This window comes from Streptomyces sp. P17 (genome assembly GCF_032436805.1).
Lineage (GTDB): Bacteria > Actinomycetota > Actinomycetes > Streptomycetales > Streptomycetaceae > Streptomyces.
Genome location: NZ_JAVRBF010000030.1, coordinates 16,856 through 31,346 on the forward strand (window position 1 = coordinate 16,856; position 14,491 = coordinate 31,346).

Annotated in this window: 12 protein-coding genes and 2 pseudogenes; 4 read left to right on the top strand and 10 right to left on the bottom strand. The window is 73.2% G+C overall.

Annotated features, from left to right (window positions below):
• Positions 1 to 92 precede the first annotated feature (92 nt).
• Positions 93 to 830: a GntR family transcriptional regulator gene (locus RMT89_RS20365; protein ID WP_315885238.1), complete on the bottom strand. Its 738-nt coding sequence runs from the start codon at positions 828 to 830 to the stop codon at positions 93 to 95.
• 129 nt (positions 831 to 959) lie between these two features.
• Here RMT89_RS20365 and RMT89_RS20370 point away from each other — a divergent pair, with 129 nt between their 5' ends.
• Complete coding sequence (locus RMT89_RS20370; protein ID WP_315885169.1) at positions 960 to 1,982, top strand: Gfo/Idh/MocA family oxidoreductase; 1,023 nt, start codon at positions 960 to 962, stop codon at positions 1,980 to 1,982.
• 3 nt (positions 1,983 to 1,985) lie between these two features.
• On the opposite strand, the pseudogene RMT89_RS20375 reads toward RMT89_RS20370, so the two are convergent.
• Both RMT89_RS20375 and RMT89_RS20380 read right to left on the bottom strand, forming a co-directional pair.
• Positions 1,986 to 2,474: pseudogene (locus RMT89_RS20375) on the bottom strand (cytochrome P450); the annotation flags it as partial.
• Positions 2,473 to 2,748: pseudogene (locus RMT89_RS20380) on the bottom strand (response regulator transcription factor); the annotation flags it as partial. The pseudogenes RMT89_RS20380 and RMT89_RS20375, both read right to left, overlap by 2 nt.
• A gap of 86 nt (positions 2,749 to 2,834) precedes the next feature.
• On the opposite strand from RMT89_RS20380, the gene RMT89_RS20385 reads away from it, so the two are divergent.
• Positions 2,835 to 3,866: an aldo/keto reductase gene (locus tag RMT89_RS20385; protein ID WP_315885170.1), complete on the top strand. Its 1,032-nt coding sequence runs from the start codon at positions 2,835 to 2,837 to the stop codon at positions 3,864 to 3,866.
• 4 nt (positions 3,867 to 3,870) lie between these two features.
• Here RMT89_RS20385 and RMT89_RS20390 read toward each other — a convergent pair whose 3' ends face one another.
• Positions 3,871 to 4,953, bottom strand: a complete 1,083-nt coding sequence (locus RMT89_RS20390) for a hypothetical protein (RefSeq protein WP_315885171.1) — start codon at positions 4,951 to 4,953, stop codon at positions 3,871 to 3,873.
• Positions 4,954 to 5,125: 172 nt separating this feature from the next.
• Between RMT89_RS20390 and RMT89_RS20395 the strand changes: the two genes are divergently transcribed.
• Positions 5,126 to 6,976: a caspase family protein gene (locus RMT89_RS20395; protein ID WP_315885172.1), complete on the top strand. Its 1,851-nt coding sequence runs from the start codon at positions 5,126 to 5,128 to the stop codon at positions 6,974 to 6,976.
• A 6-nt stretch (positions 6,977 to 6,982) separates the two neighbouring features.
• Here RMT89_RS20395 and RMT89_RS20400 read toward each other — a convergent pair whose 3' ends face one another.
• From RMT89_RS20400 to RMT89_RS20420, 5 genes are all read right to left on the bottom strand, one after another.
• The gene (locus tag RMT89_RS20400) at positions 6,983 to 9,856 is read right to left on the bottom strand and encodes a CHAT domain-containing protein (protein ID WP_315885173.1); all 2,874 of its coding nucleotides are present in this window, start codon (positions 9,854 to 9,856) and stop codon (positions 6,983 to 6,985) included.
• A 1-nt stretch (position 9,857) separates the two neighbouring features.
• Positions 9,858 to 10,532, bottom strand: a complete 675-nt coding sequence (locus RMT89_RS20405) for an RES family NAD+ phosphorylase (RefSeq protein ID WP_315885174.1) — start codon at positions 10,530 to 10,532, stop codon at positions 9,858 to 9,860.
• Positions 10,533 to 10,535: 3 nt separating this feature from the next.
• On the bottom strand, positions 10,536 to 11,192 hold the full coding sequence (locus RMT89_RS20410) for a hypothetical protein (RefSeq protein WP_315885175.1): 657 nt from the start codon (positions 11,190 to 11,192) through the stop codon (positions 10,536 to 10,538).
• Positions 11,183 to 12,313 (bottom strand): hypothetical protein, encoded by a 1,131-nt coding sequence (locus RMT89_RS20415; RefSeq protein WP_315885176.1) that lies wholly within the window; start codon positions 12,311 to 12,313, stop codon positions 11,183 to 11,185. The genes RMT89_RS20410 and RMT89_RS20415 overlap by 10 nt, the downstream gene beginning before the upstream one ends.
• 176 nt (positions 12,314 to 12,489) lie before the next feature.
• Positions 12,490 to 13,725 carry a histidine kinase gene (locus RMT89_RS20420; RefSeq protein ID WP_315885239.1) on the bottom strand — a complete coding sequence of 412 codons (1,236 nt, stop codon included), beginning with the start codon at positions 13,723 to 13,725 and terminating at the stop codon, positions 12,490 to 12,492.
• A 191-nt stretch (positions 13,726 to 13,916) separates the two neighbouring features.
• Here RMT89_RS20420 and RMT89_RS20425 point away from each other — a divergent pair, with 191 nt between their 5' ends.
• Positions 13,917 to 14,114, top strand: a complete 198-nt coding sequence (locus RMT89_RS20425; RefSeq protein ID WP_315885177.1) for a hypothetical protein — start codon at positions 13,917 to 13,919, stop codon at positions 14,112 to 14,114.
• Here RMT89_RS20425 and RMT89_RS20430 read toward each other — a convergent pair.
• On the bottom strand, positions 14,102 to 14,488 hold the full coding sequence (locus RMT89_RS20430) for a ribonuclease domain-containing protein (protein WP_315885178.1): 387 nt from the start codon (positions 14,486 to 14,488) through the stop codon (positions 14,102 to 14,104). The genes RMT89_RS20425 and RMT89_RS20430 overlap by 13 nt on opposite strands.
• Positions 14,489 to 14,491 lie beyond the last annotated feature (3 nt).

A 14,491-nucleotide genomic window follows, 5' to 3' on the forward strand; every position in this document is an offset into this window, starting at 1 on the left:
ACACAGGCATCGTGCGCAGCGTGACCGGGGAGGCACGAGTCGGTCGCATTGTCCGGACATTGCGACGAACCTGCGCCCCGGGAGCAGGGCGGTTACGGCCTTACGAGGAGCTGGAACTCGAAGGAGTAGCGGCTCGGCCGGTAGATGTGGTCGCCGAACTCGACCGCGCGGCCGGTGTCGTCGAAGGTGGTGCGCTGCATGGTGAGCAGCGGCGCGCCCTCGTCCTCGGTGAGCCGCTCGGCCTCGGCGGCGGTGGCGGAGCGGGCGCCGATGGACTGGCGGGCGCTGTGCAGGGTGATACCGGCGGCGCGCATCAGCCGGTAGAGGCCGGTGGCCTCCAACTGGGCGGTGTCCAGGTCGAGCAGCCCGCCGGGCAGGTGGTTGCACAGATACGCCATCGGCTCGCCGTGCGCGAGGCGCAGCCGCTCCACGCGGTGGACGTCGCTGCCCTCGGTGACGCCGAGCGCGGCCGCCACTTCGGCGGAGGCCGGGACAACGGTGTTGACCAGGACCTTGGTGGCGGGGCGCTGGCCCGCGGCCTCCAGGTCGTCGTAGAGGCTGCTGAGCTCCAGGGGACGCTTGACCTGGCTGTGCACGACCTGGGTGCCGACCCCGCGGCGGCGGACCAGCAGGCCCTTGTCGACGAGCGACTGGATGGCCTGGCGGACGGTGGGCCGGGAGAGGCCGAGCCGTGCGGCGAGTTCGATCTCGTTGCCCAGCAGGCTGCCGGGGGTGAGCGCGCCGTGCTCGATCGCGGCCTCCAGCTGCTGGGACAGCTGGAAGTACAACGGCACCGGGCTGCTCCGGTCCACACTGAGGTCGAGCGACACGGTCGGGTCCACTTCTGGTTTCGGCACGGGGCGAGCGTAGCTCCGCGGCCGGTTGACGGGAAGTCGTGTAGTTCGATTGTCCGGACATACGCATTGACAGGGTGCCGGATGCGACCGCACTTTGTTCCCATGCGCATCGGAGTCATCGGTACAGGTCGGATCGGCACCATCCATGCGAACACACTGAGCCGGCACCGGGAGGTCGGTTCGCTGATCCTCACGGACGCCGATCCCGCGCGGGCCGCGGAGCTGGCTCTGCGGCTGGGCGAGACGGCGGCTCCGGGAGTGGACGAGATCTTCAAGTGGGGCGTGGACGCCGTGGTGATCACCACGGCCACATCCGCGCACGCCGAGCTGATCGGACGGGCGGCGCGCTCGGGGCTCCCGGTGTTCTGCGAGAAGCCCATCGCGCTGGATCTGCCCGGCACGCTCCAGGCGATCGGCGAGGTCGAGACCGCCGGGACGATCCTTCAGATGGGTTTCCAGCGCCGCTTCGACGCGGGGTACGCCGGGGCCCGGGAGGCGTTGCGCGCGGGGCGACTCGGACGGCTGCACACCGTACGGGCGCTGACCAGCGACCAGGCGGCGCCGCCCGCCGACTATCTGCCGCTGTCCGGCGGGCTGTACCGGGACACGCTGATCCATGACTTCGACGCGCTGCGCTGGGTGACCGGGCGCGAGGTGGCCGATGTGTACGCGGCCGGGTCCGACGCCGGTGGCGCGATGTTCCGTGCCGCGGGGGACGTGGACACGGCGGCGGTGGTTCTCACGCTGGACGACGGCACGCTGGCGACGGCCACGGCGACGCGGCTGAACGGCGCGGGCTACGACGTGCGCATGGAGCTGGCCGGGGAGCGGGACACCATCGTGGTCGGCCTCGACGACCGGACCCCGATCGCGTCCACCGAGCCGAGCGGACCACCGGCCGCGGACAAGCCCTGGCCCGGCTTCCTGGAACGCTTCGGCCCCGCCTACGAGGCCGAGCTCGCGGCGTTCGTCGAGGTGGTGCGGGGTGAGCGGGCCAACCCCTGCGACGGCCACGAGGCCCTGCAGGCGCTGCGGGTGGCCGAGGCGTGCGAACTGTCCAGGCGCGAGCGAAGACCGGTACGGCTGGCGGAGATCCCGGGCGGGCCCGAGACGGCCGTGGTCTGACACCTACCAGCGCACCGGCAGGCCGCGCATGCCCCGCATCAGCATGCCCGGGAGCCATGCGCCGGGCGGACCGTCGAGGGCGAGGCCGGGGGCTCGCTCCACGAGCGTGCGTATCACCGTACGCGCTTCCAGGCGGGCCAGCGGGGCGCCCAGGCAGAAGTGGATGCCGTGGCCGAAGGCCACATGGCCGCGGTTGTCGCGGCGGATGTCGAAGCGGCCCGGGTCGGGGTAGCGGTCCGCGTCCCGGTCCGCCGCGGTGAGGCAGATCATCACCGGCTCGCCCGCCTCGATCCGGGCGCCGCCCATCTCCAGGGGCTCGGCGGCGTAGCGGAAGGTGGCGTTCTCCACCGGGCCCTCGTAGCGCAGCATCTCCTCGACCGCGCCGTCGATCAGGGTCATGTCCGCCCGCAGCGCGGCGAGTTGCTCGGGATGGGTGAGCAGGGCATGGACACCGCTGGTGATGAGGTTGACCGTGGTCTCGTGGCCCGCGATCGTGCTCGTCGGCGTGGAAGGTGGTGAGCAGGACCACCTGCGGGGCGTCGGGGCGGCCGCGCAGGCGTTCCGTGGCGGTGAGGCCGTCCACCGAGGGCATCCGGATGTCCATCAGGACGACGTCCGGGCGGGTGCGCTCGACGAGTTCCCCGACCTCGGCGCCGTCGGAGGCCTCGCCGACGATCTCGATGTCGTCCGCGCCGCCCATCATCAGGGACAGACCGGCCCGGACCAGCGGGTCGTCGTCGACGAGGAGCAGTCTGATCGCTGTCATGGAGCTTACGTAATCATGATTGCCGGGGCGGGATGCGCACCGTGCGGCTAGATTGCCCGGCGGACCGTCCACCGAGGGGGAATTGCGTGCGTTACCGGCTTCTGGGCCGTACCGGCCTGCGGGTGTCCGAGCTGTTCCTCGGGGCCATGACCTTCGGTGAACAGGACGGGGCGGGTGTGCCCCCGGCGGAGTGCGCACGCATCCTCGACGCGTACGCCGACGCCGGCGGCAATGTGATCGACACCGCCGTCAACTACCGTGACGGACTGAGCGAGACGATCGTCGGTGAGCTGCTCAAGGGGCGCCGCGACCGTTTCGTGCTGTCCACCAAGTACACCTGCTCGCGCGACGGCGAGGACCCGAACGCCGCCGGCAACCACCGCAAGAACCTGACGCTGTCGCTGGAGACCAGCCTGCGTCGGCTCGGCACCGACTACATCGACGTGTACTGGGTGCACATCTGGGACCGCAACACGCCGGTCGAGGAGACGATGCGCGCCCTCGACGACGCCGTCAGCTCCGGCAAGGTGCTCTACCTCGGCATCTCGGACGCGCCGGCCTGGCTGGTCGCGCGCGCCAACACCCTGGCGGAGCTGCGGGGTTGGACGGAGTTCGCCGCGCTCCAGGTGCCGTACAGCCTGCTGAACCGGGACATCGAGCGGGAACTGCTGCCGATGGCCGAGGCGTTCGGGATGTCGGTGGCGGCGTGGAGCCCGTTGCAGGGCGGGATCCTGTCCGGCAAGTACACGCGTCCCGGCGGGGTCGGCGGGGACGAGCCCGCGCGGCTGGACGCGGGCTCCGTCGGCGAGCGGGAGCACACCGTGGCGCGGGCCGTGCAGTCGGCGGCGGACGAACTCGGCGTGTCCCCCTCGCAGGTCGCCCTCGCCTGGACCATGGCCCGCTCCGACGCCGTGCACCCGATCGTCGGCGCGCGGCGCGTCGAACAGCTCGTCGACAACCTCGGGGCGGCCGAACTCACCCTGCCCGCCGAGGTGGTGGCGAGGCTGGAGGAGACGACCGGCTTCCGGCTGGGCTTCCCGGCCGAGTTCATCGACGGGACCTCGCGGTGGGTCTACGGGGCGGCGGGACAGCGCGTGGTGCCCCGCCGCGTGCGCTGAGGTCTCAGGCCCGCAGGACGACGCCGTGGCGGGTGCGCAGCCGGTGCAGTTCCCAGCGGACCACCGCGGTCACCGAGGCCGGTCCGGCGAGCACGGCGAGGATCTGGACGAGGGGCGGCCCTGGCGGCAGCCCGCCCGTCACCAGGCTGATCAGGGAGAACTCCCAGACCAGGACGCCGGTGAGCAGCGCCGGGAGCGCCGCGTGCACACCCGCCGAGTTGAACCCGGTACGGACGGCGGGGCCGGTGGCGAACCCGATGAAGAACAGCAGCCAGAAGAAGGGCAGGACCAGCGTCAACTGCATCCAGGGGAAGCCCTGTTCGAGATCCGCGGAGGTGCGGTCCTCCACCCGGACGATCGCTACCAGACACAGCGGTACGGCGGTGATGGCGCCGATGTAGAACAGCGCCGACCGCCCGGCCGCGCGCAGCCGGGGCCGCATCTCGGCCTTCGTCCGGGGCGAGGCCATGCGGAACAGGAACGCGATCACCACGGGCGCGCTCAGAAGCAGCAGCGGCGGGGTGATGGCCAGCCGCATCATGTACTGCTCCTGCGCCTCGCTGACGTCCTCCGGCTTGCCGTACATGACCAGCAGCAGGACCGACATGGCGGCCGCCGTCCAGGTTCGCGCCCGCTGCACGCGCGCCACGTCCGGGTCCTCGATACGACGGTGTCCGCGCGGCGGGAACAGCCGGTGCGCCTGGCTGCGGGCGGAGCGGGCGAAGACGTAGCCGGCCATCAGCGGCACGGTCACGAACCAGGCGCAGGGCAACACGATCAACGCCCAGGCACAGCCGTGGATCCGGGGCCGCCCGGCCCGCAACAGCACCCGCAGCGGCGGCCATTCGGCGGCCCCCAGGCCCCTCAGCGCGCCCCACAGTGTCGTGGGCTGCTGCGGTTGCGGAACGTAGGGGTGCGGGCCCGGGTAGGGGTGGGGCGGCGGACAGCCGCCGTACGGGGGCGGGGGCTGCGGCGGGACGTACGGTCCCGGATGCGGGGGCGGCGGGTACGGTCCGCCGTGCGGCGGCCAGGACGGCGGCGGCGATGGTGGCGGCTGATACGGATTGTCGGGTCCCCCGAAACTCACGCTGCTGATGTCCTTCCCGTTCGCATGGGGCTGCGGGCCGCATGGTCGGCCCATCCACTCACACAAGTCAACTCGCTTCACCGCGGCAGGACATGGCCATCGGCACGACACGCCCGGACCACGCCCGGGGAACGCCCTGTCAGCGCCCCGCCGATGCTGGCAAGATCACCCCATGCGGACCGTGTACGCCCTGTTCGTGGGCATCGACGACTACCAGGGCCGCGCTCGCCTGCGCGGCTGCGTCAACGACGTGCGGGAGGCGGAGAGCTGGCTGCGCCGACAGGGTGGCGGTCCCGCTCCCGTGATCCGGACCCTGCACGACGGACAGGCCTCCAGGGCGGCCGTGCTGACGGGCATCCGCGACCATCTCGGGCACAGCGGGCCGGACGACACCGCGCTGTTCTGGTTCAGCGGACACGGCAGCGAGCACCGCACCGACGATCCCCGCGAGGCGACCGGCTGGGCGCAGGCGCTGGTGTGCCACGACAGCCTGGAGACGGGCGGCCGGCCGCTGCTCCAGGACACCGAACTCGGGGCGCTGCTCGACGACATCGCGGCGCGCGGCACCCATGTCGTCGCGGTCCTCGACTGCTGCCATGCGGGCGGGGCGACCCGGGAGTCGGTTCCTGCGCCGGCCGGTGCGCGCAGCCGGGGAGTGGACTGGCAGCCGTGGTGGCCCACGTCGGTCGCCCCGCGCGAGACCGGCGGCGCGGACGGCCCCGACCCCGCCCGGCACGTGCTGCTCGCCGCCTGCCGTCCTCGCGAGCGCGCACACGAGAACGCCATCGAGGGCCGGATCCGCGGCTACTTCAGCCACGCGCTGCTGGGCGCGCTGGACCGGCTGGGCCCCATGGCCGCGTACGGCGCTGTGCACGCGCTGACGGAGGAACGGGTGCACAGGATGACCCCGTTCCAGCATCCCGAGCTGCGCGGCCCGGAGAAGGGCCGGTTCCTGTCCGGCGACACGGTGACGACCGAGCCCTTCCTGCTCCGGCACACCGCGTCCGGCTGGGAGATCGACTGCGGTCAGGTGCACGGTCTGCGGGCCCCCGGAGCGGAATTCACGCTGGTCGGCGGAGTAGCGTCGCGCAAGGTCGTCGTACGGCACGTAGGTCCCGAATCCTGCCTGGTGGAGCCGGATGAATGGCAACCAACCCCCGAGGACCGGCACTTGGCGCACCCGGTGACACCGTCGGCGCTCGCGTTCACGCCCGCCGCCGTGACCCTCACCGGCGACCCCGACGCCGTCCTTCTGCTCTCGGCGGCCATGGCCCAGGTGCCGGTGCTCGCGCACGGCGGGGACGGGCTGCCCCTGCGCGTCGCCGTCATGGGCGGATGGGCGCGGGTGACGGGCGGGGCCGGGCATCCGGTGCCCGATCTGCCGCTGCGGTCACAGGCGGACGCGGACCGGGTCATCGACTGCCTTGCGCACCTGGCCCGTTGGCATCACATCCTGGACCTGCGCAATCCCGACACCTGGCTGTCCTCCCTGGTCCGGGTCACCGTCGAGGGGACGCCGGTGGGCCGGGTGGCGTACTCCGCGGACGGCGAGATCATCTGCTCGTACACCATGGGCGGCCGGGAGCCGCAGGTGAAGATCCGGATCGACAACCTGTCCGGCCGCCACCTCTGGTGTGTTCTGCTCGACCTGACCGATCGCCATGCCTGCTCCCCTCACCTGTACGAGGGCGACTTCATCGCGCCCGGCAGGGCGGGGTCGGCCCGGCACGGGGAGCCCGTGTGGCTGCGGCTGCCGCCGGGGCGGGACGTCGTGCGGGGCGCCTTCGCCCGGGACTGGCTGAAGGTGATCGTCGCCGAGAACGAGCTGAACCTCGCACCGTTCCGGCTGTCCGCCTGGCCGCCCGACGCCCCCGAGGAAGGGGACCGCGAGCACATGAAGCAGGCCGACAGCCCGCTGCTGCGCCTCACCTCACCCACCCACGGGCGCGACGCGGGCGGCCCGCCGCACGACGTGGGCCGCTGGGGCACGGCCCAGGTCGTGGTCCGTACGCAGGTGCCCTGACCCCGGTCACCAGCCCAGGTGGGTGAAGCCGGCCCACGCGGTCAGGTCACCGCCGCTGATCCGTCCGACGCGGGCCCGGAGGTGGGCCGGCATCCCGGGCGGAGGCTGCCGTCGGTCGTTCAGCATCCACAACTGCGCACTGCGCAGGGCCGGTCCGGGCGGCAGACGGTCGTGGCTCATGAAGTGGTGGGTCATGTACATCAGCAGGGACGTCGCCTCGTCGGGCACCGGCCACAGGGAGCCGATCACCGAGCGGGCGCCCGCCACCAGGAACGCCGTGGACAGGCTGTACGCCTCGTCGTAGCCGCGTCCCGACACATTGGTGCGGCAGGCGGCGAGGACCACCACTTCCAGCTCCGGGAAGCGGCTGACCCCCTCGGTCAGCTGCTCGGCCGCCAACTGCCCGCCGGACAGGGCGAGATAGGAGCTGTGCCGCTCACCCTGGCGCACCACCCCGTGGCAGGCCAGATGCAGCAGTCCGCCGCGCTGCCGCCGCAGCCAGTCGGTGACGGCGGCGGGCGTCGCGGTGCCGGGGCCGAGGAGGTCGCCGTGCGGGTGGAAGGCGCGGCGGATGGCCTCGGCCTCCTCACCGGCGTGGTGGAGGTCGCGGGTGGGGTTGCCGACGACCAGGGCCTGCCGGGTGCCGGCGGCGGGCCGTGCGGCGACCTCGCAGAGCAGACGGGCCGAGGGAAGGTAGGAGATGTCCGCCTCGTGGCAGGCGTGGCGGCGGCCCCGCCCGGGCAGCCGGGCCGCGTGCCAGGGCACGGCGCCGAGTTCCGCCATGGGCACCAGGACGACGGAGGGCACCCGGCCGTAGCCGCGCGGCAGGTGTTTCAGGAGCGGCTCCATCACCGCCGTACCGGCCCAGTCGCACAGCCGCTCCAGCGCGGCCCGGCTGACGTCGGCCGGGGGCGGTGGGGCGGAGCCGGGGTCGGTGGGCGGGCCGCCCGCGTCGCGGCCGGGGGTACCGGTGGCGCGGTAGGACGCCAGCTCGGGGGCCTCGACGAGGAGCCGGGGCAGGGGCAGCGCGCGGATCGGGCCCTCGGCGGGGACGATGAGCGCCTGGCCCTCGTCCGCGCGCCGGCCGAAGACCACGCGGTCCGTCATGCTCGGCTGTTCCGCGTTGCCGGGGACGAGATAGACCAGGGCCGTGGCACCGATGGCGCGCAGGGCGGCGCCGATCTCCTCGGGGGACGGCGCCCCGAGCAGTCGCTGCCGCAGCGGGGAGGCGGCCAGGGCCTCCAGGGCGCGGCGGCGCAGCCGGCTGGACGGTCCGGAGACGGGGATCTGCGGCGCGAACGTCAGGCCGGCGTCCGGTTCCGGTACGGCCATGGCGCCGGCCCGCCGCCATTCGTCCGCGAGGTCGTCCCGGCCCAGCGCGGACAGCAGGTCCGGCACCGTGGTCGCCACGGTCGCCGCGTGCAGGGCGAGTCCCCGTCCGGCGTCCAGGGCGCGGACCGCGTCGGCGTGGGCGCCGTCGGCGATGCACCAGCGGGCCACGTCGATGGCGTTCTCGCCCGCGCGCCGGGCGGTCTCGGCGGCGTGGGCGGTACCGGACTGGAGGATGCCCTGCCAGGCCGCCGCCCGCAGGGAGTCGAGCCCGAGGCGCCGGGACTCCTCGTGGTGGCGGCGCTTGGCCTGCCGGTCGCGCGGATGCAGCAGATCGCCCCGGAACCGGTACGCCATGGCGAGGGACATGCCGGTGTTCCCCCACGTCGGGTGCTCCGGCCCGCCGGACAGCCGCAGTGCGTGCCGCAGCCAGGAGATGCCCTGGTCGAGGTGGTGGGGGCAGTCGCGGCGGGGGGCGATCGACATCATGCCGAGCATGCAGTGGGCCATGCCGAGGGTTCCGGCGTTGCGCAGCCACCGTTCGTCGTCCGGCTCCAGCAGGTCCATGGCCTCCTCCAGGAGACCGAGCGCCTCGATGCTCTCGCGGTGGTTCCTGGCGAACAGCGCGCGTGCCGTCCGTGCGAGCCCCACGTCGCTGAGCCGGTCGGCGCGCGCGTTCCGCGGCAGCACCTCGACCTGCCGTCGCACCTCGTCCAGGGGGGTCGCGGCCGGGAAGTCGTCCGCGGTGAGGTCGCCGCCGGTGCGGCGCGCCCGGAGAATCGACAGATTGCTGCGGGCGGCGTCGAGGTAGGACTCCAGGTTGGGCCGGTCCATCTGGTCGGGCGACATGCGCGCCAGGGCGGACTCCATCTCCCGGACCTGTAGGGCCAGTTCCGTCTCGTCCTCCCGCCGCGTGGCCTGGTGGGCGCGGTACCCGGCCAGTTGCGCGGCCATGGCCAGGCGCTGCTGCTCGTTGAACGCGGGCGAGTCGGCGTGCCGGGCCAGGTCCTCGACGGCGGAGTCGAAGTCGTCCTCACCGCCGCCCAGTTGGGCCAGATGGAGGCGTACTCCGGCGTGGGACACCTCGACCGCGTCGCGCTCGGGGCTGCCGACGGGCAGCAGGGAGCGGGCCTCCTCCAGACGGACGAGCGCCGCCTCCAGCTCGGCGGGCTCACCGAGTTGCTGCAAGGCGTGGATCCCGCTGGCGCCCAGGATGCCGGCCTGCCAGGACTGCTCCTGCGGCCCGTACCGCCGTGCCTCGCGCAGGAGTTCCTCACGCCGTCCCTCGTCGGCGACGGGCTGGTCGAACAGCAGGTGGGGCAGCACGCTGAGGATCTGTCCCGCGCGTGTCCCGGACATCACGGTGCCCCGGGGCAGGGCCTTCCAGTCCTGGTACAGCATGTCGTAGGCCTCGCGCCCGTTCGCGCAGCCCAGGTGGTCGAGGACGAGGGTGGTGAGCCGGGCCATGTCCTGCCCGTCGTTCATCCCCTGGCGTGCGCCGAGTTGGATCTCGTAGAGGAGCACATGCAGGTCGTAGGTCTTCTGCGGCATGTCACCAGTCCCGTTCCGGCCGCCGCGGCGCGGCCTGTGTCCTGTAGGGCGCGAGTACGCCGTTGAGCCAGCGCTCGCCCTCGTCCGTCCCGAAGTCCACGGAGGGCGTGCCCGTGGTTTCGAGCACCGGTGCCCCGCCCCGGTCGTCGAAGAGGACGGCGACCCGGTCGGCGGGTTCGCGTTTCGAGGGCCAGACGAACCCCTGTGCCCAGGGTTTCGTGCGGCGGCGGATCCAGTGCCCCCAGTCGCGGGTCTGCGGATAGTCCGCGCCCTCGGTGTGCACCAGCCAGGTGTCCTGCGCGACCGCCGCGAGGTCGGCCCCGGACATCAGGGACAGGACCTCGATGTCGGCGGCCAGCCGCAGGAAGGACAGGCTGCGCCGCTCGAACGCGACGCGGGGCAGCAGCCGCGGACTTCCGTCACTGTCGAAGGGCAGCGAGCGCAGCAGCACCTCGCTCACGGCCGCGCCCACGCCGAAGCCGACGTAGAGGTAGCCGTACGGGTCGTGGGGGGTGCTGTCGAACCGGCCGCCGTAGTAGAAGGGGTGCGAGGGGCGGGTGTTGTACGCCGTCGGGGCGCGGTGCGTGGAGTGGACGCGGTAGACGGGTGTACCGGCGCGCAGGAGCGCGCGGGTGGGTTCGCCCGGCAGGGTCTCGGGGGGCGGGTACTTGCCCATCGGCTACTCCCCTCCCCCGTCGGCCACGGCCGCCAAGGCCCGTGCGGCTCCCAGCAGTTCGGCGTCCCGGCCGCGGCCCAGCAGGTCGGCCGGGGTGCCGTCCCACCATGTGGTGCGGGACAGCCACCAGTCGGCCGAGCCCCAGGGGTCGGTCTGCGCGCACAGCACGGAGTTGACCTCGGGCACGATCCTCCAGGGCAGGGTGCCGGCCTCGAACTGGAACAGCGGCAGCCGTCTGCGGCCGTCCTCGCCGGACAGCGCGATCAGCAGCGGGTCGGCGTGCGGCCACCACTCCAACGCGGGCTGTGCGAGCAGGCGTTCACGTACGGGGCCGAGGACGGGTCCCACCATCGGGTTGCCGTCGAGCACGAGCATGCACAGGTCGACGGCGGCGTAGCCCTCGTGGAGGGCAGCGGCGGGCGGGCCCGCGTACCGTCCCGGGTCGCCGTCCTGACGCAACCGGGCACCCTCCGCGGCCGGGAGCGCGTCGAGCACGGTCCGGGCCGCCCGCTCGGCAGCCGGTTCCCGGTCGAGGCCCGCGGCCCGCAACTCGGCGAGCGCCTCGCCGAGGGCCTGCCGAGCGTCGTCGCCGAGCAGCCGGGACAGTCTGCCGAAGTCGGCCGCGAACGCGGCGAGCACCATGAAGGGGTTCACCCGCATCGGGGACCTTTCTCCTCGCTGACTTGTAACTCCCCTGGCTCAGGGCGGTGTTGGGTCGCCCGGAGCACGTCCGCGATCAGTTCGGCGAGCAGGGGTCTGCGGACGACCAGGTGCAGTTCGCGGTCCCGCACCGAGTCGGCGGACAGCGCCGACCACAGGGCGCTCACGCTGCTCCCCGGGGGCAGCCCGCCGCGCCCCGCACCGAGCAGGGGGAAGCAGATCGAGCGCAACGGCGGGGCCAGGGCGTCGCGTTCCTCGTCCATCAGGGCCAGCGCCCGAGCCGCCGCGCCGGCGACGTCCTGCGGGGTGACGTCGTAGTCGTTGGTGCCGGGCCGGGGGACGGTGACGGCCGCGTGGTAGATACGGCGGACACCGCGCGCTGCGAGGGCGCCAGGACCGGTGGGCGCGACGGTGCCGGGGAGGACCGGGCGCCCCGACACGTCGTTCTCCCGGCGCCACCGGACCAGTTCCTCGTGCACCGGGTCGGCGGTCACATCGCCCCGCGCGTCACGCACGGCACCGGCCCGGCGCAGCGCGGCCGGCACGGAGGCCTTGAACATCCCGGGCAGGGCGAGGTGGGTGTTGGTGGGCGAGACGATCACATCCACGTTCCGGAGGAGTTCGACGGGGTGCACATGGAGCGTGACGGCGACGGGTCCGACGCGCAGCGTGCGGTGCTGCAAGTGCGGTGCGAGGAGGGCGGGTCCGGCACCCTGGGTGCGTCGCGCTCCGGTGCCGGCGAGCCAGCAGACCTGCTCGGCGACCTGGGCGAGGACCATCTCCTCCTGGCTCTTGCGGAACCGTTCGACGCTGACGCTGTAGGCGCGTGCCGCGAGTTTGCGCCGGTCCGCCGCCGGACGGTCACGCATTCCGGGGGCGAGGCCGAGCGTGAACTCGGCCGCCGTCCGGAGGCAGCCCCCGCCGAGCCGGGTCACGGCGGTGCGGAGCAGGTTCTCGACCTCGACGGGCCAGGCGTCGGCGACCGAGCCGGAGTGCGGGGCCGCCGCGCGCCGCAGCAGCGGGAGGTCCAGGTCACGGATCCGGACCAGGCCCTCCACCCGGACCATCTTCACCTCCCTGAGGACCGACGCGACCTCGAACTCCGCAGCACCAGGGGACATGATGCCCATGATCGTGGGCGCGCCGCACCGGCCACAAGTGCCGTACGGTGCGCGCGCCTGCCCACGCCAGCGGGCGGGGAGGCGGCCGGGGCGGGAGTTGACAGGGCGTCACTCGGTCGGGAACAGGGCGCAGTTGGGGCGGCACCGCCTCAGACGGCCCGTCTCACCCGCCCGTCTCACCCCCAGGGCAGCCGGGCCCGTACCTCGAAGCCGCCGTCCGCCGTCGGCCCGTGTTCCAGGTGGCCGCCCGCGAGGGTCGCCCGTTCCGTCAGCCCGATCAGTCCCTGCCCGGAGCCCGGCACATGCGGTACGTCGTGCTCAGGCGCCGGGTTGTGTACGCGGATGTCGAGGCCCTCGCCCGGTCCCCCGGTGACCGTGAGGGTGACCTCGGTGCCGGGGGCGTGCTTGCGGGCGTTGGTCAGGCCCTCCTGGGCGATGCGGTACGCGGTGCGGCCCACGGAGGCGGGGACGGCGGCGGGGTCGGTGACGCGGTTGTCGAGGGCGACCTTCATCCCGGCCTCGCGGGACTCGGCGACGAGCGCCTCCAGCCCGCCGAGGGTCGGCTGGGGCCGGCTGGAGTCGTCGCGCTCCCCCGCCCGCAGTACGCCGATGATCTCCCGCAGGTCCTGGAGGGCCTCGTGCGCGCTCTCCCGGATGACCCCGGCGGCCCGCGCGATCTCCTCCTGGGGTGCGTCGGGCCGGAACTCCAGAGCGCCCGCGTGCACGCTCAGCAGGGTCAGCCGGTGAGCGAGGACGTCGTGCATCTCCCGGGCGATGGCCTCGCGCGCCAGCCGCTGGGCCTGCTCGGCCCGCAACTGCGCCTCGGTCTCGGCACGTCGGGCGCGGTCGCGCAGGCTGAGCATGAGCTGGCGCTTCGAGCGGACGAACATGCCCCAGCCGACGACGGCGCCGGTCAGCACGACACCGATGAAGAGTGTCCAGCCGTACGGGATCTCGGGGTCGGGCCGGTACCAGTAGAAGAGCGGCGTCAGTGCCAGCGCGGTGCCGCTCACCCAGGCGACGTACCGGAAGGGCCGGTGCACGGCGAGGGTGAACATCGCGACGAGGGCCGCGCCGCCCGCGGTGGCGGACAGGAGGCCGACGGGGAGCATCGCCACGGCGAGCCCGAGCGGCAGGCGGCGGCGCAGCCAGACCGCCGCGCAGGCGACGGCGCCGAGCAACTGGTCGAGGGCGGCCACGGCCTCGGGGAGATCCTCCTGGTCCAGGGCGTCGGCGCTGAGCAGGCCGAAGAAGACGGCCACCAGGAAGCAGGAGAAGTCGACCGCCCAGTCACGCGTGGTACGCCGGTACCGGCGATCCGGGCGCTCGCCGTCGGGGTCCAGTTCCTTCACCACGGCCGAGGGCAGCAGCCAGCGCTGCTCGACGAAGGGCTGCGACTCGGGCCCCGGCATCTCACCACTCACGGTCGACAAATCTACGCAGACTCGCGCCGCGGCACCCCTGCCTGAGCGAGATCGCCGACCAAAGTCGCGGCACCGCAGACTTTCGGCGCGGCGGTCCCAACAGCCCGGCGACTTCCGTCGGGCCCGGTCTCGCCCCGCGGCCGATGTGCGTGGGGGGTCCGCGGGGCGAGGGTCTTGCCATGAAGGAATTGCCGGAACTCCTCGGTGTCCTGGCGCTGATCCAGGGCGGCGCCGGGCTGCTGAACGAGTTCACCGACTGGGACTGGGGCCTCGTACAGCGGCTCGGTCTTCTCGACGGCTACGAGATCTACGGAGGCGTCACCCTGCTGGTGCTGGCGCTCGCGCTGTTCGCCGTCGCCCGGACTCAGCAGTCGTAGTCGATCAGATCGAACGAGGCGTAGTGGTCGGAGGTGTAGTAGTCCTCCTGGTTCGCCTCACCGGTGACGATCCGGCGCGCTCCGCGCGTGGAGACGCCCGGGGTCTTGACCGTGTACTCGTGGTAGTAGCCGGACGAGTGGCTGGGCAGGATGCCTTCCCGGTTGTAGAAGACGGACCCGTCCTGCGTGTACGGGAAGGGACCGCCCTGCTCGATCAGTTCGAGCGTGTCGTACGCCTGGGAGGGCAGATCGCCGTAACAGATGCTGCCCACCGCGGCGGCGGCCGGGGTGGCGGTGACGGTGCCGCCGACGAGGAGGGCGGACAGGACGGCGGCCGCGGCGCCGATGCGAGTGATTCGTGGGGGGAATCTCATGCC